The organism is Roseomonas indoligenes (genome assembly GCF_017813365.1).
GTDB classification, from domain to species: Bacteria; Pseudomonadota; Alphaproteobacteria; order Acetobacterales; family Acetobacteraceae; genus Roseomonas; species Roseomonas indoligenes.
This window is the reverse complement of the sequence record NZ_JAGIZA010000010.1, coordinates 41,572-65,574: the sequence shown is the minus strand read 5'-3', so window position 1 is coordinate 65,574 and position 24,003 is coordinate 41,572. Positions and strand designations below refer to the sequence as shown.

Genomic DNA, 24,003 nt, shown 5'->3' with positions numbered 1-24,003 from the left:
TCAACGGCGATTCTTGGACGGAAACCGTCCGTGCAAGCGGAATGGCGGCAGAGTTGGGCCCCGCCGCGAAGGTCGGCGATTTACGTGCTGGTGCCCCGGGAGTCAAGCCCGGATTCCGACTGGTCGAGGATCGCCCCGATCTGGGCGGCCACCGTGGGCATGTCGGCCATCCCGTCCACGTGCTTCAGCTTACCCTGCTCGGCGTAGTAGGGCAGCAGGGGCGCTGTCGAGCGATGGTAGGCGTCCAGCCGCGCCGCGACCGTCTCCGCCTTGTCGTCCGCGCGACGCGTGAAGTCGTGGCTGCCGCAAACATCGCAGATCCCGGGGATTTGGGTGGGCTTGAAGCGGTCGTGGTAGCCCGCCCCACAGGAGGAGCAGGTGAAGCGACCAGCGATTCGCTCGACCAGCGCCCCGTCGTCCACCTTGAGTTCGATGACGTGGTTCAGCGCCAGACCCATCTCGGCGAGCATCACGTCCAGCGCCTCGGCCTGGGGCACGGTACGGGGGAAGCCGTCCAGGATGAAGCCGGCCACGCAGTCCGGCTTCTGCACGCGGATGGCGAGCATGGCGGTGATGATGGCGTCCGGCACCAGGTCACCGCGTTCCATGATCGCCTTCGCCTCGTTCCCGATCTCCGAGCCCGACCTTACCTCGGCCCGCAGCATGTCACCGGTCGAGATCTGGGCGATGCCGTGCCGGTCCTGCAGGATCTTGGCCTGGGTCCCCTTCCCCGCGCCGGGCGGGCCCAGAAGGATCAGGTTCATCGGCGGGGGCTCCCTCCGCGCGGGGTGACGGGCGCGGGGCCGGCGCCGCGGCCCCCCACCCGGGCCTTGCGAATCAGGCCCTCATACTGGTGCGCGAACAGATGGGACTGCACCTGGGCCACCGTGTCCATGGTGACGGAGACGATGATCAGGAGCGAGGTGCCGCCGAAGTAGAAGGGAACGCCGTACTGGCTGATCAGGAATTCCGGGATCAGGCAGACGATGCAGAGATAGACCGCGCCCACCAGGGTCAGGCGGGTAAGAACCCGGTCGAAATACTCTGCCGTGGCCGCACCCGGGCGGATGCCCGGCACGAAGCCGCCGTACTTCTTCAGGTTGTCCGCCGTCTCTACGGGGTTGAAGACCACCGCCGTGTAGAAGAAGGCGAAGAAGATGATGAGCGCGATGTAGAGGCCCATGTAGAGGGGCTGCCCGTGCGCCAGCAGCGCCGCCGTGCGTGTCAGCCAGCTATCCTCGCCCTGGGTGGCCGCGAAGCCGGAGAAGGTGGCCGGCAGCAGCAACAGGGAGGAGGCGAAGATCGGCGGGATGACGCCGGCGGTGTTCAGCTTTAGGGGCAGGTGCGTCGAGTCCCCGCCGAACATGCGCTGCCCCACCTGGCGCTTGGGATACTGGATGGGGATTTTCCGCTGCGCCCGCTCGATGAAGACCACGAAGGCGATCACCGCGAGGGCCAGCAGCAGGAAGAATAGGATGAAGAAGGGCGAGAGGGCGCCGGTGCGGCCCAGCTCGAGTGTGGAGACCAGGGCGTGCGGGATATTAGCGACAATGCCCGCGAAGATGATGAGCGAGATGCCGTTGCCGACCCCGCGCGCCGTGATCTGCTCACCCAGCCACATCAGGAACATCGTCCCGCCCACCAGCGTGGTGACGCAGGAAACGCGGAAGAAGAGGCCGGGATCCAGCACGGCGGCCCCGAAGTTCCCGCGCATTCCCTCCAGCCCGACGGAGATGCCGTAGGCTTGGAAAAAGGCGATCAGGACGGTGAGGTACCGCGTGTACTGGTTCAGCCGCTTGCGGCCGGACTCACCCTCCTTCTTGAGGGCCTCCCAGGCCGGGATCGCCGCCGACATCAGCTGCACGATGATAGAGGCGGAGATATAGGGCATGATGTTCAGGGCGAAGACGGTCATGCGCCCGAGGGCCCCGCCCGTGAACATGTCGAACATGCCGAGGATGCCGCCGCCGTGCTGGTTCAGGATCTCGGCCATCACGGCCGCATCCACGCCCGGCACGGGAATGTAGGTGCCCAGGCGGTACACGATCAGCGCACCCAGGGTGAACCACAGCCGCTTCTTCAGCTCGGTCGCGCGGGAAAGCACGCCAAGGTTCAGATTGGCCGCGAGCTGCTCGGCGGCGGACGCCATGGGATAGACCCTCTTCCTCACGACTGCGGCGCCGAGGGAGAGCCCGCGGCGCCGCAGCACATTACAGCAGAATCAGACTGGGGTGGGCTTTGACCGCAATCAAGCGGCCGGAGCTTCCTCAGCGGCCTGGACGCGGACGGTGATCGTGCCACCCGCGGCCTGCACCGCAGCGATGGCCGCCTCGGAGGCACCGGCCAGCGACAGGGTCACGGCGCGCTTGATCTCGCCCTTGGCCAGCAGGCGGACGCCCGCCTTCTTGCCGACGCGGACCAGACCGGCCTTCTCCAGAGCAGCCTCGTCAACCGTCTCACCCGCGGGGAGCTTGCCGTCCTCGATCGCCTTGTCCAGCGTGCCGAGGTTGATGACGGCGTATTCCTTGCGGAACAGGTTGTGGAAGCCGCGCTTCGGCAGACGGCGATACAGCGGGAGCTGACCACCCTCGAAGCCGTTCAGGGACACGCCGCTGCGGGCCTTCTGGCCCTTCACGCCGCGACCACCGGTCTTGCCCTTGCCGGAGCCGATGCCCCGGCCGATGCGCTTGAACTTCGGGCGGGCGCCCGCGTTGTCGCGTAGCTCATTCAGTTTCGGCATGGTTCAGCCCACCTTGATCAGGTGCGCGACCTTGCGGATCATCCCCTGCACGGCAGGGGTGTCCTCAAGCTCGCGGGACCGATGCATCTTGTTCAGCCCCAGGCCGATCAGCGTCTCGCGCTGACCGGGCTTGCGGCCGATCGGCGACCCGATCTGGGTCACCTTCACGGTCTTCTTCGTCGTCTCAGACACCTGCGGCCTCCGTCGCCGGCTCCGCGCCGCCGCGGGGCGGGTTGGGGAGCAGGTCAGCCACCTTCTTGCCGCGGCGCGCAGCAACCGCCCGGGGGGAGGTGCAGCGGGCCAGACCGGCGAAGGTCGCCTTGACCATGTTGTGCGGGTTCGTGGTGCCCGTGCACTTCGCGACCACGTCGCCCATGCCGAGGACCTCGAAGACGGCGCGCATCGGGCCGCCGGCGATGATGCCCGTGCCGGCCGGGGCCGCGCGCAGGATCACGCGGCCGGCGCCGAACTCGCCGATCACATCGTGGTGCAGGGTCCGGCCCTCGCGCATCGGCACGCGGATCAGGCCGCGCTTGGCCCTCTCCGTCGCCTTGCGGATCGCCTCCGGCACCTCGCGCGCCTTGCCGGCGCCCCAGCCGACCCGGCCCTTCTCATCGCCCACGACCACGAGGGCCGCGAAGGAGAAGCGCCGGCCGCCCTTCACGACCTTGGCGACGCGATTGATGGTGACGAGCTTGTCCTTGAACTCATCCTGCTCGCGATCCTGGCGAGCATCACGATTTTCGTCCCGACGACGGCCACGGCGGCGATCGCCGCCCTCGCCGCCTTCGCCGGAACGCGGCGCGTTGGAACGCGGTGCGTAAGCCATGCTCAGCTCCTCAGAACGACAGCCCGCCCTCGCGGGCGCCGTCCGCCAGGGCCTTGACCCGGCCATGGTAGAGATAAGGACCGCGGTCGAATACCACCTCGGTCACGCCGGCCGCGAGAGCACGCTCCGCAACCAGCTTGCCGATGGCCGAAGCCGCCTCGGTGTCGGCACCGGTCTTGCTGGCGTCGCGCACCTCCTTCTCCAGGGTGGAGGCGGCGGCGAGGGTACGGCCCTGCACGTCGTCGATCACCTGGGCGTAGATGTGGCGGCCGGAGCGGTGGACGGAAAGGCGCACGCGCCCCGCGCCCTTCAGCTTGATCTGATAGCGCGTGCGCGAGCGCCGGCGCTGGGTCAGTGCGAGCTTGTTCGACATTACTTCTTCTTACCCTCCTTCCGGAGGATCGTCTCGTTGTCGTACTTGATGCCCTTGCCCTTGTAGGGCTCGGGACCACGATACGCCCGGATCTCCGCCGCCACCTGGCCGACGCGCTGCTTGTCAGCACCCTCGACCTTGATCGCCGTGGGGCGCTCGGTGGTGATCTTGATACCCTCTGGGATCGGGTAGCGGATCTCGTGGCTGTAGCCGAGGCTCAGCACCAGATCCTTGCCCTGGACCGCCGCACGGTAGCCCGTGCCGGTGATCTCCATGGACTTGGTGAAGCCCGTGGAGACGCCGATCACCATCCCGTTGATGAGGGAGCGCGTGGTGCCCCACATCGTCCGGGCGGCGCGGTCCTCGCCCCGCGGGGCGACGGCCACTTCGCCGTCCCCGATCGTGACATCGACCTTGTCCGTCAGCGGCAGGCGAAGCTCGCCGAGCTTGCCCTTCGCGACGATCACGTTGTTGTCCATGGTGAGAGTGACGCCGGACGGCACCTTCACCGGGTATTTGCCTACGCGAGACATATCCCTCTGCCCTCCGTCAGAACACGCGGCAGAGGACCTCGCCGCCAACATTGGCGGCGCGGGCCTCGAGGTCGCTCATCACGCCGCGAGGCGTGGAGAGGATGGAAATGCCGAGCCCGTTGTAGAACTTCGGCAGTTCCTTGATCTTGGAGTAGACCCGGCGGCCCGGCTTGGAGACGCGGGTGATCTCCTTGATGGCGGGCTCGCCCTCGGAATACTTCAGCTCGATGTCGAGCACCTTGATGCCCGGGCGGAGCTCCTCGCCGCGGAAGCCACGGATGTAGCCCTCGCGCTTCAGAACCTCGAGCACGTCGGAGCGCAGACGCGAGGCGGGGGAAACCACGCGGGCCTGGCGTGCGCGCTGGCCGTTGCGGATACGGGTGAGCATGTCACCCAAGGGATCGGAGAGCTGCATGGCCCCTTGTCCTTACCAGGAGGCCTTGACCAGCCCCGGAATCTGGCCACTCGAGGCCAGCTCGCGGAGCATGTTCCGGCTCAGCTTGAACTTACGGTAATTGCCGCGCGGGCGGCCGGTCAGCTCGCAACGCAGGCGGATGCGGTTCTTCGCACCGTTCCGCGGCAGCTGCGCCAGCTTGATCGTCGCCTCGAAGCGGTCCTCCACCGGAAGCTCGCGGTCCATCACCACGCTCTTCAGCGCGGCGCGCTTCTCCGCATGCGCCTTCGCGAGGTGCATCCGGTACTTGTTCTTCTCGACTGCCGAAGTCTTGGCCATTCGATCAGTGTCCTCCGGAACCTGCCCGGCCCTGCTCAGGCAGGGGCGGGCGGTTTTCCAAGATCAATTGATGAAGGGAAGCTGGAAGCCCTTGAGCAGGGCCTTCGCTTCCTTGTCCGTCTTCGCCGTGGTGACGAAAACGATGTCCATACCGCGGATCGCATCGACCTTGTCGTAGGCGATCTCCGGGAAGATGATCTGCTCCTTCAGGCCAAAGGCGTAATTGCCACGGCCATCGAAGCCCTTGCCGGAGATGCCGCGGAAGTCGCGCACGCGCGGCAGCGCGATCGTGACCAGGCGGTCGAGGAACTCGTACATCCGGGCGCGGCGCAGCGTCACCTTCGTGCCGATGAGCTGACCCTCGCGGATCTTGAAGCCCGCGATCGCCTTCTTCGCCTTCGTCTTCACCGGCTTCTGGCCGGCAATGGCCGTCAGCTCGGCAACGGCGGCGTCCAGCTTCTTCTGGTCGCCCGCGGCCTCACCGACACCCATGTTGATGACGATCTTCTCCAGCTTCGGAACCTCCATCGGGTTCTTGTAGCCGAACTCCTCCGACAGAGCCTTGCGGATCTGCTCCAGGTACTGCTGCTGCAGGCGCGGCAGTGGCCCCTTCTCCTGGGGCGTGGTCGCGTCGCTCATGCGATCACCTCGCCGGAGGCCTTCGCCACCCGGACCTTCTTGTCACCGTCCATGCGGAAGCCGACGCGGGTCGGCTTGTCGCTCTTCGGGTCGATCACCGCCAGGTTCGAGAGGTGGATCGGCGCCTCCTTCTCCTGGATGCCACCGGGCTGGTTCATGCCCTGCGGCTTGGCGTGGCGCTTCACGACGTTCACGCCCTGGACGACGGCCCGGTTCTCGGTCGGGATCACGGAGAGAACCTCGCCGCGCTTGCCCTTGTCCTTGCCGGCGAGGACCTGGACGCGATCGCCCTTCTTGATCTTCGCAGCCATCACAGCACCTCCGGAGCCAGGGAGATGATCTTCATATACTTCCGGGCCCGCAGCTCACGCACGACCGGCCCGAAGATGCGGGTACCGATCGGCTCGTTCTGCTTGTTGATCAGAACGGCCGCATTGTTGTCGAAACGGATCGCAGTGCCGTCCTGACGGCGAACGGCGTAGGCCGTCCGCACGATCACGGCGCGATGCACCTCGCCCTTCTTCACCTTAGCGCGGGGAATGGCGTCCTTAACGGAGACGACGATGATATCGCCCACCGAGGCCGTCTTGCGCTTGGAGCCGCCCAGCACCTTGATGCACTGGACCCGACGCGCGCCGGAGTTGTCGGCAACGTCGAGGTTGGACTCAACCTGGATCATGCGCCCTGCTCCTCTGGCAGCTCGATGTTCTCGAGCAGCTCATAGGCCACGGGCCGCGCCACGGTCTCGCCGTTGCGCTGAACGACCAACCAGGACTTGCTCTTGGAGATCGGCCGGCACTCTTCGATGGAGACCATGTCGCCCTCGCGGCACAGGTTCTCTTCGTCGTGCGCGGCGTACTTCTTCGAGCGCCGGATGAACTTCTTATAGAGCGGGTGCATCACGCGACGCTCGATCAAGACGGTGACCGTCTTGTCCTGCTTGTCGCTCGTGACCCGCCCCGTGAGGACTCGCTTCGGCATCAGCCGGGGTCTCCTCTCAGGACTTCTGGGATGTGCGGGCCTGTTCGCCCAGCACGGTCTTAACACGGGCGATGTCGCGCCGAACAGCACGAATTCGCCCAACGGCCTCCAACTGGCCAGTCGCCCGCTGGAAGCGCAGGTTGAACTGCTCCTTCCGCAGGTCGAGCAGCATGGTCTTCAGCTCGTCCGCGGTCTTGCCGCGGACATCCGCGATCTTCGTCATAGCCTCAAGCCTCCGCCGCGCCCAGACGGGCGACGACCTTCGTCTTGATCGGCAGCTTGGCGGCCCCGAGAGCCAGCGCCTCGCGGGCCGTCTCCTGGCTCACGCCGTCGATCTCGAACATGATGCGGCCCGGCTTGATCCGGACCACCCAGTACTCAGGGGCCCCCTTGCCGGAGCCCATACGGACCTCAGCCGGCTTGGTGGAGACGGGCACATCCGGGAAGATCCGGATCCACACGCGCCCCTGACGCTTCATAGCGCGGGTGATCGCGCGGCGGGCCGCCTCGATCTGCCGTGCGGTCACCCGCTCCGGCTCCAGCGCCTTCAGGCCGTAGCCACCGAAGGACAGGGTGAACCCGCCCTTCGCCACGCCCTTGATGCGGCCCTTATGGGCCTTGCGATACGTCGTCCGCTTCGGCGACAGCATTGTTCGTGTTCCCTAGACCGTCGCTCAGCGCTGAGGCGCCTGCTCCGCGGCGCGCTTGTCCTGCGCCATCGGATCGTGCCCCATGACCTCCCCCTTGAAGATCCAGACCTTGACACCGCAGGTGCCGTAGTTGGTCTTCGCGGTCGCCGTTCCAAAGTCGATGTCGGCGCGAAGGGTATGCAGGGGCACGCGGCCCTCACGGTACCACTCCATGCGGGCGATCTCGGCGCCGCCGAGGCGACCACCGCAGTTGATGCGGATCCCGCCGGCGCCGAGGCGCATGGCGGACTGCACGGCGCGCTTCATCGCGCGGCGGAAGGCCACGCGGCGCTCCAGCTGCTGGGCGATGCTCTCGGCGACGAGAACGGCGTCCAGCTCCGGCTTGCGGATCTCGACGATGTTCAGCGACACCTCGGCCCCGGCCATCTTGGCCAGGTCCTTGCGCAGCACCTCAATGTCGGCGCCCTTCTTGCCGATCACGACACCCGGACGGGCGGCGTGGATCGTGACGCGCGGCTTCTTGGCCGGGCGCTCGATCACCACCTTGGCCACGCCGGCGCCCTTCAGGCGCTCGCGCAGCTTGGTCCGGAGCTTCAGGTCGTCATGAAGCAGGGACGCGTAGTCAGCGCCGGCGTACCAGCGGCTGTCCCAGGTGCGGTTGATGCCGAGCCGAAGCCCGATCGGATTGACTTTGTGACCCATACTATGCGGCCTCCTCGGCCACCGGCACCGGCTGCTGCTCGGCGACGACGATCTTCAGGTGGCTGAACCACTTCTCCACGCGCGCCGCCTTGCCGCGGCCACGCGCCTGGAAGCGCTTCATGACGATGGAACGACCCACCTCGACCCGAGCCACAACCAGCTTGTCCACGTCCAAGCTGTGGTTGTTCTCGGCGTTCGCGATGGCGCTCTCAAGCGTCTTCTTCACCGTGTCGGAGATGCGGCGCTTGCTGAAGGTCAGCGTGGCGACCGCATCCTGGGCCCGGCGGCCGCGGATAAGGCCCGCCGCCAGGTTGAGCTTGCGCGGCGACACCCGGATGTTCCGGGTGATGGCCTGGGCCTCGGTCTCGGCGAGGCTGCGCTCGTGCTTCGGCTTGCTCATCGGATCAGCCCCGCTTCGCCTTCTTGTCCGACGAGTGGCCGGTGAAGGTGCGCGTCGGCGAGAACTCGCCGAACTTGTGGCCCACCATGTTCTCGGTCACCTGGACGGGGATGAACTTCTTGCCGTTGTAGACACCGAAGACCAGCCCGACGAACTGCGGCAGGATCGTGGAACGGCGCGACCAGATCTTGATAATCTCGTTGCGCGTCGACGCCCGGGCCGCCTCCGCCTTGTTGAGCAGGTAGCCGTCGACAAACGGCCCCTTCCAAACGCTGCGCGACATGGCGATCAGCCCTTCTTCGCGGTACGGCGACGGACGATGAGACGGTCCGTGCGCTTGTTGGTGCGGGTCTTGTAACCCTTGGTCGGCTTGCCCCAGGGGGTAACCGGGTGCCGGCCGCCCGAGGTCCGGCCCTCACCACCACCATGCGGGTGATCGACCGGGTTCATGACGACGCCGCGATTGTGCGGACGGAAGCCCATCCAGCGTCGGCGCCCGGCCTTGCCGAGCTGCTGGTTGGAGTTATCCGGATTGGACACGGCCCCGATGGAAGCCAGGCACTCGCCGCGGAGCAGCCGCACCTCGCCGGACATCAGCTTGACCTGGGCATAGCCGGCATCCTTGCCGACCAGCTGGCAGTAGGTGCCGGCCGAACGGGCGATCTTGGCGCCGGCGCCCGGCTTCATCTCCAGCGCGTGCACAATCGTGCCGACCGGAATGGCCGAAAGCGGCATCGCATTGCCGGGCTTGATGTCCACGCGGTCGCCCGCAACCACCGTGTCACCCGCCTTCAGGCGCTGCGGCGCGATGATGTAGGACAGCTCGCCGTCCTGGTACTTGATCAGGGCGATCCAGGCCGTGCGGTTCGGATCGTACTCCAGGCGCTCGACCGTGCCGGGCATGTTGAACTTCGCGCGGCGCTTGAAGTCCACATAGCGGTAGGTCTGCTTATGTCCGCCGCCACGAAACCGGACGGTGGTGCGACCGTGGTTGTTACGCCCGCCCGAATGGCTCTTGCCCTCGGTCAGCTGCTTGACGGGCTTGCCCTTCCACAGCTCGGACTTGTCGACCAGCACCGTGCCGCGAAGGCTCGGCGTGACCGGATTGAATTGCTTCAGCGCCATGGCTTACGCGAGCCCCGTCGTCAGATCGATGCTCTGGCCCTCGGCCAGGCTGACGATCGCCTTCTTCCAGTCGGAGCGCTGGCCGGGACGGCCGCGGAACCGCTTGGACTTGCCCTTCACCACCACCGTGTTCACGGCGGTGACGTTCACGCCGAACAGGCCCTCGACCGCGGCCTTGATCTCAGGCTTGGTCGCGTCCGAGATGACCTTGAAGGTCACCTGGCCCACCTCGTTCAGCACCGTCGCCTTCTCGGTGATCACCGGGGCGACGATCAGCTGGTACATCCGCTCCTGCGAGATGACCGGCTTCTTGGCCTTGGTCTCGCTCACGACAGGCGCTCCTTCAGGGCCTCGACACCCGCGCGGGTCACGACGAGGACGTCGTGGCGCACGATGTCGTACACGTTGGCGCCGACGGTCGGCAGCACCTGGACCCGCGGCAGGTTCCGCGCGGCGCGGAGCAGGCCCGCATCCGGCGTCGCGTCGAACAGCAGCGCGCTGGTCCAGCCGAGAGCCTTCACCTGCGCGGCGAGAGTCTTCGTCTTCGCGGCCTCGCCCGGGGCGGCGGCGTCGAGCACCACCAGCTTACCGTTCGCGGCCTTCTCGCTGAGCGCGCTGATCAGGCCCAGACGGCGGACCTTCTTCGGCAGGCTGTACTCGTGGCTGCGCACCACCGGACCGTGGACAACGCCACCGGTGCGGAACTGCGGCGCGCGCAACGAGCCCTGGCGGGCATTGCCCGTGCCCTTCTGGCGGTAGGGCTTCTTCGTGGTCCCGGAGACCTCGCCCATGCCCTTCACCTTGTGCGTGCCGGCCCGGCGCTTCGCCAGCTGCCAGTGCACGACGCGCGCCATGATGTCGGCGCGCGGCTCAGCGCCGAACACCTCCGCGGGGAGCTCGATCTCGCCGGCCTCGGCGTTGTCGAGCGTGATGACCTTCACCTGCATCACTCGATCCTCAGGCCGTCGCGGCCGGATACGGCGCGTCGGCATGGCGCTTCCGCTTCACGGCATCGCGCACCATCACCCAGCCATTCGCGGCGCCGGGAACGGCGCCCTTCACGAAGAGCAGGCCCTTCTCCACGTCCACACCGGCGATCTCCAGGTTCTGGGTCGTCACGCGCTCAACGCCGAGATGGCCGGCCATCTTCTTGTTCTTGAAGGTCTTGCCCGGATCCTGGCGGTTACCAGTGGAGCCGTGCGAGCGGTGGCTGATCGAAACGCCGTGCGACGCCTCGAGACCGCTGAAGTTCCAGCGCTTCATCGCGCCGGCAAACCCCTTGCCCTTCGTGACGCCGGTGACGTCGATCTTCTGGCCCTTCACGAAGTGGGCCGGGGAGAGCTTGGCGCCCGCCTCCAGCACCGCATCGGCGGCCGTGCGGAATTCCATCACCTTCATCGGCGCCTCGACGCCGGACTTGGCGAAGTGCGCGCGGTTCGGCTTGGAAACGTTCTTCGGCTTGGCATGCCCGGCGCCAAGCTGAACGGCCGTGTACCCGTCCTTCTCGGCGGAGCGCACCGCCACGACGCGAACGTCATCCACGTGCAGCAGCGTCACCGGCACGGTGGAGCCGTCCTCGTTGAACAGCCGGGACATGCCCAGCTTCCGGGCGATCAGGCCGGTGCGGCCATCTTTCGCGGACATGGTGTGTGCGCCCCTCGAACTCAGATCTTGATCTCGACGTCCACGCCGGAGGCGAGGTCGAGCTTCATCAGCGCGTCCACGGTCTGCGGGGTGGGGTCGACGATGTCCAGAAGACGGCGATGGGTCCGAATCTCGAACTGCTCGCGCGACTTCTTATCCACGTGCGGAGAACGGTTCACGGTGAACCGCTCGATGTGCGTCGGAAGCGGGATAGGACCCCGCACCCGAGCGCCGGTCCGCTTCGCGGTGTTCACGATCTCCCGCGTGCTGCCATCCAGCACGCGGTGGTCGAACGCCTTGAGGCGGATCCGGATATTCTGTGCGTCGGATGCCATGGTTCTTACTTCTGAATGCTGGCGACGACGCCAGCGCCGACGGTGCGGCCGCCCTCGCGGATGGCGAAGCGCAGGCCCTGGTCCATGGCGATCGGGGCGATGAGTTCCACGTCCATGGCCACGTTGTCGCCCGGCATCACCATCTCCACGCCTTCCGGCAGCTTCACCACGCCCGTCACGTCGGTCGTGCGGAAGTAGAACTGCGGCCGGTAGTTCGTGAAGAACGGCGTGTGGCGACCGCCCTCCTCCTTCGTCAGGATGTAGGCCTCGGCCTTGAACTGCGTGTGCGGCGTGATCGCGCCGGGCTTGGACAGAACCTGCCCGCGCTCCACGTCCTCGCGCTTGGTGCCGCGCAGCAGCGCGCCGATGTTGTCGCCGGCCATCCCGCTGTCCAGCAGCTTCCGGAACATCTCGACGCCGGTCACCGTCGTCTTCACGGTGTCCTTCAGGCCGACGATCTCGACTTCCTCGCCCACCTTGACGATGCCGCGCTCCACGCGGCCGGTCACCACCGTGCCGCGGCCGGAGATCGAGAACACGTCCTCGACTGGCATCAGGAAGGGCAGGTCAACCGCGCGCTCGGGCTGCGGGATGTAGGCGTCGACCGCCTCCATCAGCTTCAGGATCGCCTGCTCGCCGATCTCGGGGGACTTGTCCTCCAGCGCCATCAGCGCGGAGCCCTGGATGATCGGGATGTCGTCGCCCGGGAACTGGTAGGAGGAGAGCAGCTCGCGCACCTCCATCTCGACCAGCTCCAGCAGGTCGGGGTCGGCCATGTCGACCTTGTTCAGGAACACCACCAGCGCGGGCACGCCGACCTGGCGGGCCAGCAGGATGTGCTCGCGGGTCTGCGGCATCGGGCCGTCGGCGGCCGACACCACGAGGATCGCGCCGTCCATCTGCGCCGCGCCCGTGATCATGTTCTTCACGTAGTCGGCGTGGCCGGGGCAGTCCACATGCGCGTAGTGCCGGTTGGCCGTCTCGTACTCGACATGGGCCGTCGAGATCGTGATGCCGCGCGCGCGCTCCTCCGGGGCCTTGTCGATCTGGTCGTAGGCCGTGAAGGACGCGCCGCCCGTCTTCGCCAGGACCTTCGTGATCGCCGCCGTCAGAGACGTCTTGCCATGATCAACATGGCCGATCGTCCCGATGTTGCAGTGCGGCTTGTTCCGCTCGAACTTCGCCTTCGCCATTGTCGTGCCTCTGCCCGGATGGGTCTTCTATGGGTTACCAGCGGTAGTGGCTGAAGGCCTTGTTGGCTTCGGCCATCCGGTGAGTGTCTTCGCGCTTCTTAACGGCGGACCCGCGGTTGTTCGCCGCGTCCATCAACTCGGCGGAGAGGCGATCCTCCATCGTGTGCTCGCCGCGCTTGCGGGCCGACTCGATGATCCAGCGGATCGCGAGAGCCTGACGCCGCTCCGGGCGAACCTCGACGGGCACCTGGTAGGTGGCACCGCCGACGCGGCGGGACCGAACCTCGACGGCCGGCTTCACGTTGTCCATCGCCTCGTGGAACAGGCGCAGCGGATCGCTGTTGGCGCCGCCACGCTTCTTCAGCGTGTCCATGGCGCCGTACACGATGCCCTCGGCGATGCTCTTCTTGCCGTCGTACATCAGCACGTTCATGAAACGGCTGAGAACGAGATCCCCAAACTTCGGATCCGGCAGGACCTCGCGCTTCTCTGCGCGGTGACGACGCGACATCTCTCAGTTCCTCACTTCGGCCGCTTGGCGCCGTACAGCGAACGGCGCTGGCGCCGCTTGGCGATGCCCTGGGTGTCGAGCACGCCGCGCAGGATGTGGTAGCGAACGCCCGGAAGGTCCTTCACGCGGCCACCGCGGATCAGGACGACCGAGTGCTCCTGAAGGTTGTGCCCCTCACCGGGGATGTAGCTCACCACCTCATAGCCGTTCGTCAGGCGCACCTTGGCGACCTTACGAAGCGCCGAGTTCGGCTTCTTCGGCGTGGTGGTGTAGACGCGCGTGCAAACGCCGCGCTTCTGGGGGCAGCTCTGCAGGGCCGGCACCTTGTTGCGGCTCGGCTTCGGCTCGCGCCCCTGCGCGATAAGCTGGTTGATCGTCGGCATGACGCCCCTTCGTGAACCCTATGTGTCCGACTTCATCCCAAGCGAAGGCGCCCGCCGAACCGCGTCTGCGGCCCTGCGGGCTACTCCCCGTCCCCGGCCTGACCCGCCCATTGAACCAGGCCTCATTGGGCCGTGTTCGTCTTGGAAGGCGGAGGCTACGGCGACGCTAGATGTCGTCGTCCAAACCCGTTGGAACCTATGACTCGACCCAGGGGGCGAGGCCGATAGGGCCCTTAGAGGGGCGGACACCTACCCCCCCTACCCCCCTGAGTCAAGCGTTTTGCAGTATTGAGTCGGGCGGGACCGGGATCGCCTCCCTGCCCCGCCCGACATGGATCCGGCCGCCCCGAGGGACGGCCGGGATTCCTGCTCTGGCAGGCCTTTACTCGGCGGCCTGCTGCTCGCCACCAGGTAGGGCCGGCTGTCCCGCAGGGAGCCGTCCTTTGTCCCGCTGGGCGGCCAGCGACCGCAGCCGGTTCATGACGGAGCCCGTTCCGGCCGGGATCAGGCGCCCGACGATGACGTTCTCCTTCAGCCCCTCCAGACGGTCCACCTTGCCGGCCACGGCCGCTTCCGTCAGCACCCGAGTCGTCTCCTGGAAGGAGGCGGCGGAGATGAAGGAGTTGGTCTGCAGGCTCGCCTTGGTGATGCCCTGAAGCACCGGCTCGGCCCGAGCGGGCCGCTCCTTCACGGAGAGCCGCTTCTCGTTCTCGATGTCGAACTCGATGCGGTCCACCTGCTCGCCGATCAGGTAGGTCGTGTCGCCGGGCTCGATGATCTCGACCTTCTGTAGCATCTGGCGAACAATCACCTCGATGTGCTTGTCGTTGATCTTCACGCCCTGCAGTCGATAGACGTCCTGGATCTCGTTCACGAGGTAGTTCGCGAGAGCCTCGACGCCCAGCACGCGCAAGATGTCGTGCGGCACGCGCGGGCCGTCCACCAGCGGGTCACCGGCGCGGACATAGTCGCCCTCCTGCACGGAGACGTGCTTGCCCTTGGGCACCAGATACTCGCGGTTGGTCGGCTGCTCGTCGCCGACAGCCTCCGGCACGACCACGATGCGGCGCTTGGCCTTATAGTCCTTGCCGAACTCCACCCGTCCGTCGATGTCGCTGATGATCGCAGCATCCTTCGGCCGGCGCGCCTCGAACAGCTCCGCCACGCGCGGCAGACCGCCCGTAATGTCGCGGGTCTTCGACGATTCGCGGGGCAGGCGGGCGATGATGTCGCCGGCATGGACCGTTGCGCCATTCTCCACGTTCAGGATCGAGGCCGGCTGCAGCGCGAACTGCGCCACGACCTTCCCGCCCTCGCGGAGCACGATGCTGGGGCGGAGATTGGCGTTCTTCGCCCGTTCCACCGGCTCGCGCACCACCTTGGAGGACAGGCCCGTCACCGGATCCGTCTCCTCGTAGAGGGTGAAGCCCTCAATCAGGTCCGTGTACTCGACCGTACCTGCCCGATCGATGATGATCGGCAGGGTGAAGGGGTCCCACTCCGCCAGCTTCTGCGTGCGGGTCACCTCGGCCGTGTCGCCGATCAGCAGCCGTGCGCCGTAGGGCACGCGGTAGCGCGCACGCTCGCGGCCCTGCGCGTCGCTCAGCACGACCTCGCAGTTACGGCTCATGACGATCGTCACGCCCTCGCTGTTCGTGACGACCTGCTTGTTCAGCACCCGTGCGGTGCCATCGCTGGTCGCCTCGACATGGGCCTGCTCGGCCGAGCGCTGCGCCGCACCACCGATGTGGAAGGTGCGCATCGTCAGCTGCGTGCCCGGCTCGCCGATGGACTGGGCGGCAATGACGCCGACAGCCTCACCGGTGTTCACCGGCGTGCCGCGGGCAAGGTCGCGCCCGTAGCACATGCCGCAGACGCCCTGGCGCGCGTCGCAGGTCAGGACGGAGCGGATATAGACCTCCTCCGCGCCGGACTGCTCCACCTTGTCGGCAATGACCTCGTCAACCAGCGTGTTGCGGGCGACCACGACCTCGCCGGTTTCCGGCGTCAGCACATCGCGCTGGATCGTCCGGCCCAGGATCCGCTCGGAGAGGGAGGAGACGACCTCGCCCCCGTCCATGACGGCCCGGACCGTGATGCCGCGCTCGGTGCCGCAATCCCGGTCGACGATGATGCAATCCTGCGCCACGTCCACGAGGCGGCGGGTCAGGTATCCCGAGTTCGCCGTCTTCAGCGCCGTATCCGCGAGGCCCTTGCGGGCACCGTGGGTGGAGTTGAAGTATTCAAGGACGGTCAGGCCTTCCTTGAAGTTCGAGATGATCGGCTGCTCGATGATCTCGCCCGACGGCTTGGCCATCAGGCCGCGCATGCCGGCCAGCTGGCGCATCTGCGCCGGCGACCCACGCGCACCGGAGTGGGACATCATCCAGACCGAGTTGGTCTGCTTGCCCATCTCCTGGCGGGAGATCTCCTTCATCATCGCGCCGGCCACCTCTTCCGTGGCGCGCGACCAGGCGTCGACGACCTTGTTGTACCGCTCGCCGGCGGTGATCAGGCCGTCGAGGTACTGCTGCTCGAACTCCTTCACCTCGCCCTTGGTGCGATCGATCATCTCGGCCTTGGAGGCCGGGATCATCATGTCGTCCTTGCCGAAGGAGATGCCAGCCTTCGCAGCATTCCGGAAGCCAAGGCCCATCAGACGATCGGCGAAGATCACCGACTCCTTCTGGCCGCAATGGCGGTACACGGCATCAATCACGTCGGAGATGCTGCGCTTGGTCAGCTGCCGGTTGATGATGTCGTAGGGCACGTTCGGATGGTGGGGCAGAAGCGTGCCCATCATCAGCCGGCCCGGCGTGGTGATTACCGTCTCGCGCACCGGCTTGCCGTCCTTGAAGCCCGGCACGGCGGCCAGGATCGCGGTGTGCAGCGTCACGGCGCCGGCGGCCAGCGCCTGCTCCACCTCGCCCAGCCCGTCGAACACGGTCGGGCGGAAGGAGAGCGCGGCCCGCTCGTCACTCGTCAGCTTGTCGGCCGACTTGCCCGACATGCCCGCGATCAGGGCCCGCTTGGCCTCGATCTCGGTCTTGCTCGCGCGGAACTCCGGCGTCTCGAGGCTCAGGTAGTAGAGGCCCAGAACGATATCCTGGGACGGCACGATGATCGGCTTGCCGTTCGCGGGGCTGAGGATGTTGTTCGTGGACATCATCAGCACGCGCGCCTCCAGCTGGGCCTCAAGGCTCAGCGGGACGTGCACGGCCATCTGGTCGCCGTCGAAGTCCGCGTTGAAGGCGGTGCAGACCAGCGGGTGCAGCTGGATCGCCTTGCCCTCGACGAGGATCGGCTCGAAGGCCTGGATGCCCAGGCGGTGCAGCGTCGGCGCCCGGTTCAGCATCACCGGGTGCTCGCGGATCACCTCCTCAAGGATGTCCCACACCTCGGGACGCTCCTTCTCCACCATCCGCTTGGCGGCCTTGATGGTGGTGGCGTGGCCGTACTTCTCGAGCTTCGAGTAGATGAACGGCTTGAACAGCTCGAGCGCCATCTTCTTCGGCAGGCCGCACTGGTGCAGCTTCAGCTCGGGACCCACCACGATGACCGAACGGCCGGAGTAGTCCACGCGCTTGCCGAGCAGGTTCTGCCGGAACCGGCCCTGCTTGCCCTTCAGCATGTCGGAAAGCGACTTCAGCGGGCGCTTGTTGGCACCCGTGATCGCGCGGCCGCGGCGGCCGTTGTCGAACAGCGCGTCGACCGCCTCCTGCAGCATGCGCTTCTCGTTGCGCACGATGATGTCCGGCGCGCGCAGCTCGATCAGCCGCTTCAGGCGGTTGTTGCGGTTGATGACGCGGCGATACAGGTCGTTCAGGTCAGAGGTCGCGAAGCGGCCACCGTCCAGCGGCACCAGCGGCCGAAGCTCGGGCGGAATCACCGGCACGACGTCCAGGATCATCCACTCCGGGCGCGCGCCACCCTCGTTGAAGCTCTCGATGAGCTTCAGGCGCTTGACGAGCTTCTTGCGCTTCGCCTCGGAGGTGGTCTCCTTCAGCTCACCGCGAAGCCGGGCGCTCTCCTTGTCCAGCTCGATGCCGGTCAGCATCTGCTTCACGGCCTCGGCGCCGATCCCGACGGTGAACGCGTCCTCGCCGAACTCGTCCATCTTCGTCTGGTAGGCGTCCTCGGTCAGCAGCTGGTGCAGCTTGAGGTCCGTCAGGCCGGGCTCGAGAACGACGTAGCTCTCGAAGTACAGAACCTTCTCCAGCTCCTTCAGCGACATGTCGACCATCAGGCCGACGCGGCTGGGCAGGGACTTCATGAACCAGATATGGGCGACGGGAGAGGCGAGCTCGATATGGCCCATGCGCTCACGGCGCACCTTGGCCAGCGTCACCTCGACGCCGCACTTCTCGCAGATGATGCCGCGGAACTTCATCCGCTTGTACTTGCCGCACAGGCACTCGTAGTCCTTGATCGGACCGAAGATGCGCGCGCAGAAAAGCCCGTCCCGCTCCGGCTTGAAGGTGCGGTAGTTGATCGTCTCGGGCTTCTTGATCTCGCCGTAGGACCAGGAGCGGATCTGCTCCGGGGAGGCGATGGTGATCTTGATCTGATCGAAGGTGACGGCCTGGCCGGTCTGGCCAAGGATCTTCATCAGCTCGTTCATGGGGCCTTCCTTCTCAAGTCCAGCCTGCCACGCTCTCGCATGGCATCATCAGCGGCCGGCCCCGCTGGGAAGGGGCCGGCGCGATCCTGTCGATGATCAGTTGCTGCGGTTCTCGAGGTCCACGTTCAGGCCAAGGCTCTTCAGCTCCTTGGTGAGAACGTTGAAGCTCTCGGGGATGCCGGCCTCGAAGCTGTCCTGGTCGCGGACGATCGCCTCGTAGACCTTGGTGCGGCCGGACACGTCGTCCGACTTCACCGTCAGCATCTCCTGCAGCGTGTAGGCGGCGCCGTAAGCCTCCAGCGCCCAGACCTCCATCTCGCCGAAACGCTGGCCACCGAACTGCGCCTTGCCGCCCAGCGGCTGCTGGGTAACGAGCGAGTAGGGCCCGATGGAGCGGGCGTGGATCTTGTCGTCCACCAGGTGGTGCAGCTTCAGCATGTAGATGTAGCCGACGGTCACCTTGCGCTCGAAAAGCTCGCCGGTGCGGCCATCGACCAGCTGCATCTGGCCGGAGGTGTCGAGCCCCGCCTTCACCAGCAGGTTCTCGATGTCCGAGATGCGCGCGCCATCGAAGACCGGCGTCGCGATCGGCACGCCGCCCTTCAGGTTCTCGCCGAGCTCCAGCAGCTGCTCCTCGCTCATGTTGACGATGTCACGGTCCGTGATCTCGTCCCCGTAGATGTCGCGCAGCTTCTCGACCAGCGCGTCCCGGGCGGCACCGGCGCGGCGGTAGTCCTCCACCACCTCACCGATCTGCTTCCCGATATTCGCGCAGGCCCAGCCAAGATGCGTCTCGAGGATCTGCCCGATGTTCATGCGCGAGGGCACGCCCAGCGGGTTCAGCACGAGGTCCACCGGCTGGCCGCTCTCGAGGAACGGCATGTCCTCGATCGGCACCACGCGGGAGACGACGCCCTTGTTGCCGTGACGACCGGCCATCTTGTCGCCCGGCTGCAGCTTGCGCTTCACCGCCACGAAGACCTTGACCATCTTCATCACGCCGGGCGGCAGCTCATCGCCGCGCTGCAGCTTCTCGACCTTGCTCTCGAAGCGCTTCTGCAGCCGCTCCACCGCCGCGTCGAACTCGCGCTTCAGCGCCTCGAGCTGCGCCTGGGCCGCATCGTCCGAGACGGAGATCTGGCGCCAGGTCATGCGGTTGAACTCGTCCAGCACCTCGTCGGTGATGACCGTGCCCTGCTTGACGCCCTTGAAGCCGCCACCCGCCTTGCGGTTCAGCAGGATCTCGCGCAGCCGCCCCGTGAAGGACCGCTCCTGGATGGCCCGCTCGTCGTCGCGGTCCTTCGCCAGGCGCTCGATCTCGGCGCGCTCGATCGCCATGGCGCGCTCGTCCTTGTCCACCCCGCGGCGGGAGAAGACGCGCACGTCGACGATCGTGCCGGAAACGCCCGGCGGCAGGCGCAGCGACGTGTCGCGCACGTCGGAGGCCTTCTCGCCGAAGATGGCGCGGAGGAGCTTCTCCTCCGGCGTCATCGGGCTCTCGCCCTTCGGCGTTACCTTGCCCACCAGGATGTCGCCCGGCTGTACCTCGGCGCCGATATAGACGATGCCGGCCTCGTCGAGGTTCCGCAGCGCCTCCTCACCCACGTTCGGGATGTCGCGGGTGATCTCCTCCTGGCCCAGCTTCGTGTCGCGGGCGGAAACCTCGAACTCGTCGATGTGGATCGACGTGAACACGTCATCCTGGGCGATGCGCTCGCTGATCAGGATGGAGTCCTCGAAGTTGTACCCGTTCCACGGCATGAAGGCGACGAGCGCGTTCCGGCCAAGGGCCAGCTCGCCCAGCTCCGTGGAGGGGCCGTCGGCGATGATGTCGCCGGCGCCCACCTCATCCCCCACGCGAACCAGCGGGCGCTGGTTGATGCAGGTGGACTGGTTGGAGCGCTGGAACTTCCTCAGGCGGTAGATGTCCACGCCCTGGGTCGTGCCGTCCTCCGCCGTCGCGCGCACCACGATGCGCGCGCCGTCGATGCTGTCCACCACGCCGTCGCGGCGCGCCACGATGCTGGCGCCGGAGTCGCGCGCGACCGCGGCCTCCATGCCCGTGCCCACGAGCGGGGCGTCGGACTTCACCAGCGGCACGGCCTGCCGCATCATGTTGGAGCCCATCAGCGCGCGGTTGGCGTCGTCGTTCTCGAGGAACGGGATCAGCGCCGCGGCCACGGAGACCAGCTGCTTCGGCGAGATGTCGATCGCCGTCACCTCTTCCGGCTTCACCAGCCGGAAGTCGCCGGACTGGCGCACGGAGACCAGCTCGGAACGGAACTCGCCCGTCTCGCGGTCCACCTCGGCATCGGCCTGGGCGACGACGAGCTTCTCCTCCTCCATGGCGGAGAGGTAGCGCGGCTCGCCCGTGATCTTGCCGTCCTTCACCATCTGGTACGGCGTCTCAATGAAGCCGTACTTGTTCACCTTGGCGAAGGTGGCGAGGCTGTTGATCAGGCCGATATTCGGGCCTTCAGGCGTCTCGATCGGGCAGATGCGGCCGTAATGCGTCGGGTGCACGTCGCGCACCTCGAAGCCGGCGCGCTCACGCGTCAGACCGCCCGGGCCAAGCGCCGAGAGGCGGCGCTTATGCGTCACCTCGGACAGCGGGTTGGTCTGGTCCATGAACTGGGACAGCTGGGAGGAGCCGAAGAACTCGCGCACCGCGGCCGCCGCGGGCTTGGCGTTGATCAGGTCCGTCGGCATCACCGTGTCGATGTCGACCGAACCCATCCGCTCCTTGATGGCGCGCTCCATGCGAAGCAGGCCGACGCGGTACTGGTTCTCCATCAGCTCGCCGACCGAACGCACCCGGCGGTTGCCGAGGTTGTCGATGTCGTCGATCTGCCCCTTGCCGTCCTTCAGCTCCAGCAGGGTCTTCACCGTCGCGAGGATGTCCTCCTTGCGAAGGGTGCGCTGGGTATCCGGCACGTCGTTCAGGCTGAAGCCGAGGCGCATGTTCATCTTCACGCGGCCCACCGCGGACAGATCATAGCGCTCGCCATCGAAGAACAGCCCGCGAAACAGCGTCTCGGCCGTCTCCGGCGTCGGCGGCTCGCCCGGGCGCATCACGCGGTAGATGTCCATCAGCGCGTCGTCGCGGTTGGCGTTCTTGTCGACCGCCAGCGTGTTGCGCATCCAGGGCCCGACGGAGGCATCGATCGCCAGGGTCGGCAGGCGGTCGTAGCCCGCCGCCTCAACGGCCGCGAGCTTCGCCTCGGTCAGCTCCTCGCCGGCCTCGGCGTGGATCTCACCGGTGGTCATGTCCACCAGGTCCTCGGCCACGAAGCGGCCCAGCAGGTCGGCGCGGGAGACGAGCACCTCCTTGGTGCCCTCCTCCGCGATCTTGCGGGCGGCGCGCGGGTTCAGCTTCGTGTCCTTGGGGGCCACGACCTGCCCGGTGGCGGCATCCACCAAGTCCTCGGTCAGCTTCAGGCCGCGGAAGGCCTCGGGCTCATAGGGACGGGACCAACCCTGCTTTCCGAAGGTGAAGAGAACCTGGTTGTAGAAGGTGCCGAGGATCTCCTGCGCGTCCATGCCGCGCACCTCGCCCGGCTCCAGCGGCGTGTCGCGCCCGGCGCGCTTCTCCTGCGTCTCGGCGGAGTCCAGGGCATAAAGGAGCGTCGTCGCCGGCAGCTTCCGCTTCCGGTCGATGCGGACGTAGCAGATGTCCTTGGCGTCGAACTCGAAGTCCAGCCAGGAGCCGCGATAGGGAATGACGCGAGCGGCGAAGAGGTACTTGCCGGAGGAGTGCGTCTTGCCCTTGTCGTGGTCGAAGAACACACCGGGGGAACGGTGCATCTGCGAGACGATGACGCGCTCGGTCCCGTTGACGATGAAGGTGCCGTTATCCGTCATGAGCGGGATATCGCCCATGTAGACGCCCTGCTCCTTGATGTCGCGGATGGAGCGGCTGCCCGTGTCCTCGTCGATATCCCAGACGATCAGGCGCAGATGGGCCTTCAGCGGGGCGGCATAGGTCAGCCCGCGCTGGATGCACTCCTCAACGTCGTACTTCGGCTCCTCGAACTCGTAGCGTACGAATTCCAGGCTGCCGCGGCCGGCGAAATCGTTGATCGGGAAGACGCTCTTGAAAACCTCCTGCAGGCCGGAGGAGGAGCGCATCTCCGGCGCCACTTCCATCTGCAGGAATGCCTCGTAGGAGGCGCGCTGCACGTCGATGAGGTTCGGCATCGGCGCCACCTCGGGCAGCCGCCCGAACGACTTGCGGATGCGCTTCCGCCCCGTGAGGCCCCTGCCCTCGAAACCACCCTTCGAGATCGCGTTCATGCCAGCCCTGCGTCCTCTCGCCGTTCAGGGAGACCCAGGCGCCGCCGCGCGCCCCGCCCTCCCCGCATCACCACCGGACCGCACCTGCGCTCCGGCGAAAAGCGGGCGCGGGCGGAAACCCGAAGGTCTCCGCCCGGCCCTTAACCACTCTCTTCCCCTGCCCCGAGGGGCAGGGGATAGCCGATCGAGGTCTTACTTGACCTCAACCTTGGCGCCGTTCTCCTCGAGGACCTTGCGGATCTTCTCCGCCTCGTCCTTCGAAACGCCTTCCTTCACGGTCTTCGGCGCGCCCTCGACCAGATCCTTGGCCTCCTTCAGGCCCAGGCCGGTGATGGTGCGGATTTCCTTGATCACGTTGATCTTCTTGTCGCCACCGGCGGCAAGGATCACGGTGAACTCGGTCTGCTCCTCAGCGGGGGCAGCGGCAGCGCCGCCACCGGCGGGCGCAGCAGCGGCCACGGCGACGGGCGCCGCGGCGGAAACGCCCCACTTCTCCTCAAGCATCTTGGAGAGCTCGGCGGCCTCCAGGACGGTGAGGGAGGACAGCTCGTCAACGAGCTTCGCGAGATCGGCCATGATGATATCCTTCGATCTAATGGCTTGACTTGACGTTTGCAACCCCGGATGCCGCCTTTATGGGCAACCCACCCGGGGATACGGCGTTTCAGGCGGCTTCCGCGCCCTCTGAAGCAGACCCATCCTTGTCGGCATAGGCCTTGAACACCCGCGCCAGCTGCCCGGCCGGAGCCTGCAGCACGCCCGCGATGCGCGTCGCCGGGGTCTGAAGCAGACCCAGCAGCTGCGCCCGCAGCGTCTCGAGCGAGGGAAGCTCGGACAGAGCCCTGACGCCATTGACGTCGAGGGTCTGGGTGCCGAGCGCCCCGCCCAGGATCACGAACTTGTCGTTACCCTTGGCGAACTCCACGGCGGTCTTCGCCACGGCCACCGGATCCCGGGACCACGCGAGCGCGGTCGGGCCCTTCAGCAGCGGCGAGATGCCCTGGAAGCGGGTGCCTTCGAGGGCGAGATTGGCCAGCCGGTTCTTCGCGACCTTGTACGTCGCACCGGCCGCCCGCATCCGGCGCCGCAGATCATCCACCGCCGCGACCGTCAGCCCGTTGTTCTGGGCGACGAGCACGAAGGAGGTATCGGCGAACACCGAACCGAGGGTGGCGACGAACTCGCGCTTCTCCGTACGGTCCATTCCCGTCTCCTACGAAAAGCCGGTGCCTGGTGGAGGGGCGCCGGCCGGTTCACACGGGGGCAGCCCCAGAAGGGACCACCCCGGTTCGCCTGTCAGATTGAAGCCGGACGCCAA

General features: G+C 66.8%; 30 protein-coding genes. All 30 read right to left on the bottom strand.

The window, feature by feature from the left end; genetic code table 11:
- Positions 1 to 80 precede the first annotated feature (80 nt).
- Entirely contained in the window at positions 81 to 764 is a 684-nt protein-coding gene (locus tag J5Y10_RS16515) for an adenylate kinase (RefSeq protein WP_209375137.1), read from the bottom strand.
- Positions 761 to 2,149: a preprotein translocase subunit SecY gene (gene secY, locus J5Y10_RS16510; protein ID WP_209375136.1), complete on the bottom strand. Its 1,389-nt coding sequence runs from the start codon at positions 2,147 to 2,149 to the stop codon at positions 761 to 763. Before secY ends, J5Y10_RS16515 begins: the two co-directional genes overlap by 4 nt.
- A gap of 99 nt (positions 2,150 to 2,248) precedes the next feature.
- On the bottom strand, positions 2,249 to 2,740 hold the full coding sequence (rplO, locus tag J5Y10_RS16505) for a 50S ribosomal protein L15 (RefSeq protein ID WP_209375135.1): 492 nt from the start codon (positions 2,738 to 2,740) through the stop codon (positions 2,249 to 2,251).
- 3 nt (positions 2,741 to 2,743) lie between these two features.
- Entirely contained in the window at positions 2,744 to 2,932 is a 189-nt protein-coding gene (gene rpmD, locus J5Y10_RS16500) for a 50S ribosomal protein L30 (RefSeq protein WP_209375134.1), read from the bottom strand.
- Positions 2,925 to 3,569 carry a 30S ribosomal protein S5 gene (gene rpsE, locus J5Y10_RS16495; RefSeq protein WP_209375133.1) on the bottom strand — a complete coding sequence of 215 codons (645 nt, stop codon included), beginning with the start codon at positions 3,567 to 3,569 and terminating at the stop codon, positions 2,925 to 2,927. Before rpsE ends, rpmD begins: the two co-directional genes overlap by 8 nt.
- A 10-nt stretch (positions 3,570 to 3,579) precedes the next feature.
- Positions 3,580 to 3,942 carry a 50S ribosomal protein L18 gene (gene rplR / locus J5Y10_RS16490; RefSeq protein ID WP_209375132.1) on the bottom strand — a complete coding sequence of 121 codons (363 nt, stop codon included), beginning with the start codon at positions 3,940 to 3,942 and terminating at the stop codon, positions 3,580 to 3,582.
- Positions 3,942 to 4,475, bottom strand: a complete 534-nt coding sequence (gene rplF / locus J5Y10_RS16485; RefSeq protein ID WP_209375131.1) for a 50S ribosomal protein L6 — start codon at positions 4,473 to 4,475, stop codon at positions 3,942 to 3,944. Before rplF ends, rplR begins: the two co-directional genes overlap by 1 nt.
- Positions 4,476 to 4,491: 16 nt before the next feature.
- Entirely contained in the window at positions 4,492 to 4,890 is a 399-nt protein-coding gene (gene rpsH, locus J5Y10_RS16480; RefSeq protein ID WP_209375130.1) for a 30S ribosomal protein S8, read from the bottom strand.
- Positions 4,891 to 4,902: 12 nt separating this feature from the next.
- Entirely contained in the window at positions 4,903 to 5,208 is a 306-nt protein-coding gene (rpsN, locus tag J5Y10_RS16475; RefSeq protein WP_209375129.1) for a 30S ribosomal protein S14, read from the bottom strand.
- 63 nt (positions 5,209 to 5,271) lie between these two features.
- On the bottom strand, positions 5,272 to 5,847 hold the full coding sequence (rplE, locus tag J5Y10_RS16470; RefSeq protein ID WP_280855281.1) for a 50S ribosomal protein L5: 576 nt from the start codon (positions 5,845 to 5,847) through the stop codon (positions 5,272 to 5,274).
- A complete protein-coding gene (gene rplX / locus J5Y10_RS16465; RefSeq protein WP_209375128.1) occupies positions 5,844 to 6,158 on the bottom strand; it encodes a 50S ribosomal protein L24 in 315 nt (104 codons plus the stop codon). The genes rplE and rplX overlap by 4 nt, the downstream gene beginning before the upstream one ends.
- Entirely contained in the window at positions 6,158 to 6,526 is a 369-nt protein-coding gene (gene rplN, locus J5Y10_RS16460) for a 50S ribosomal protein L14 (RefSeq protein WP_073130847.1), read from the bottom strand. The genes rplX and rplN overlap by 1 nt, the downstream gene beginning before the upstream one ends.
- Entirely contained in the window at positions 6,523 to 6,828 is a 306-nt protein-coding gene (rpsQ, locus tag J5Y10_RS16455; protein WP_209375127.1) for a 30S ribosomal protein S17, read from the bottom strand. Before rpsQ ends, rplN begins: the two co-directional genes overlap by 4 nt.
- Positions 6,829 to 6,844: 16 nt before the next feature.
- Positions 6,845 to 7,051 carry a 50S ribosomal protein L29 gene (rpmC, locus tag J5Y10_RS16450; RefSeq protein WP_209375126.1) on the bottom strand — a complete coding sequence of 69 codons (207 nt, stop codon included), beginning with the start codon at positions 7,049 to 7,051 and terminating at the stop codon, positions 6,845 to 6,847.
- Positions 7,052 to 7,055: 4 nt separating this feature from the next.
- Positions 7,056 to 7,478: a 50S ribosomal protein L16 gene (gene rplP / locus J5Y10_RS16445; RefSeq protein ID WP_209375125.1), complete on the bottom strand. Its 423-nt coding sequence runs from the start codon at positions 7,476 to 7,478 to the stop codon at positions 7,056 to 7,058.
- A gap of 24 nt (positions 7,479 to 7,502) precedes the next feature.
- On the bottom strand, positions 7,503 to 8,180 hold the full coding sequence (gene rpsC, locus J5Y10_RS16440; protein ID WP_209375124.1) for a 30S ribosomal protein S3: 678 nt from the start codon (positions 8,178 to 8,180) through the stop codon (positions 7,503 to 7,505).
- Position 8,181: 1 nt separating this feature from the next.
- Entirely contained in the window at positions 8,182 to 8,580 is a 399-nt protein-coding gene (rplV, locus tag J5Y10_RS16435) for a 50S ribosomal protein L22 (RefSeq protein WP_209375123.1), read from the bottom strand.
- 4 nt (positions 8,581 to 8,584) lie between these two features.
- A complete protein-coding gene (gene rpsS, locus J5Y10_RS16430; RefSeq protein WP_209375122.1) occupies positions 8,585 to 8,863 on the bottom strand; it encodes a 30S ribosomal protein S19 in 279 nt (92 codons plus the stop codon).
- A gap of 5 nt (positions 8,864 to 8,868) precedes the next feature.
- Positions 8,869 to 9,705 (bottom strand): 50S ribosomal protein L2, encoded by an 837-nt coding sequence (gene rplB, locus J5Y10_RS16425; protein WP_209375121.1) that lies wholly within the window; start codon positions 9,703 to 9,705, stop codon positions 8,869 to 8,871.
- A gap of 3 nt (positions 9,706 to 9,708) precedes the next feature.
- A complete protein-coding gene (locus tag J5Y10_RS16420) occupies positions 9,709 to 10,005 on the bottom strand; it encodes a 50S ribosomal protein L23 (protein WP_432761257.1) in 297 nt (98 codons plus the stop codon).
- 26 nt (positions 10,006 to 10,031) lie between these two features.
- Complete coding sequence (gene rplD / locus J5Y10_RS16415; protein WP_209375120.1) at positions 10,032 to 10,652, bottom strand: 50S ribosomal protein L4; 621 nt, start codon at positions 10,650 to 10,652, stop codon at positions 10,032 to 10,034.
- A gap of 10 nt (positions 10,653 to 10,662) precedes the next feature.
- A complete protein-coding gene (rplC, locus tag J5Y10_RS16410) occupies positions 10,663 to 11,349 on the bottom strand; it encodes a 50S ribosomal protein L3 (RefSeq protein WP_209375119.1) in 687 nt (228 codons plus the stop codon).
- Between the two features lie 20 nt (positions 11,350 to 11,369).
- Positions 11,370 to 11,684: a 30S ribosomal protein S10 gene (rpsJ, locus tag J5Y10_RS16405; protein ID WP_209375118.1), complete on the bottom strand. Its 315-nt coding sequence runs from the start codon at positions 11,682 to 11,684 to the stop codon at positions 11,370 to 11,372.
- 5 nt (positions 11,685 to 11,689) lie between these two features.
- Positions 11,690 to 12,877 carry an elongation factor Tu gene (gene tuf, locus J5Y10_RS16400; protein ID WP_209375101.1) on the bottom strand — a complete coding sequence of 396 codons (1,188 nt, stop codon included), beginning with the start codon at positions 12,875 to 12,877 and terminating at the stop codon, positions 11,690 to 11,692.
- A 34-nt stretch (positions 12,878 to 12,911) separates the two neighbouring features.
- Positions 12,912 to 13,388: a 30S ribosomal protein S7 gene (rpsG, locus tag J5Y10_RS16395; protein ID WP_209375117.1), complete on the bottom strand. Its 477-nt coding sequence runs from the start codon at positions 13,386 to 13,388 to the stop codon at positions 12,912 to 12,914.
- Between the two features lie 11 nt (positions 13,389 to 13,399).
- On the bottom strand, positions 13,400 to 13,771 hold the full coding sequence (rpsL, locus tag J5Y10_RS16390) for a 30S ribosomal protein S12 (RefSeq protein WP_073139794.1): 372 nt from the start codon (positions 13,769 to 13,771) through the stop codon (positions 13,400 to 13,402).
- A gap of 382 nt (positions 13,772 to 14,153) precedes the next feature.
- Positions 14,154 to 18,392, bottom strand: a complete 4,239-nt coding sequence (gene rpoC, locus J5Y10_RS16385) for a DNA-directed RNA polymerase subunit beta' (protein WP_209375116.1) — start codon at positions 18,390 to 18,392, stop codon at positions 14,154 to 14,156.
- Between the two features lie 96 nt (positions 18,393 to 18,488).
- Positions 18,489 to 22,685 carry a DNA-directed RNA polymerase subunit beta gene (gene rpoB, locus J5Y10_RS16380; RefSeq protein WP_209375115.1) on the bottom strand — a complete coding sequence of 1,399 codons (4,197 nt, stop codon included), beginning with the start codon at positions 22,683 to 22,685 and terminating at the stop codon, positions 18,489 to 18,491.
- Positions 22,686 to 22,877: 192 nt separating this feature from the next.
- Positions 22,878 to 23,261, bottom strand: coding sequence for a 50S ribosomal protein L7/L12 (rplL, locus tag J5Y10_RS16375; protein WP_209375114.1), 384 nt, complete (start codon positions 23,259 to 23,261; stop codon positions 22,878 to 22,880).
- An 88-nt stretch (positions 23,262 to 23,349) separates the two neighbouring features.
- The gene (gene rplJ / locus J5Y10_RS16370; protein WP_209375113.1) at positions 23,350 to 23,889 is read right to left on the bottom strand and encodes a 50S ribosomal protein L10; all 540 of its coding nucleotides are present in this window, start codon (positions 23,887 to 23,889) and stop codon (positions 23,350 to 23,352) included.
- Positions 23,890 to 24,003 lie beyond the last annotated feature (114 nt).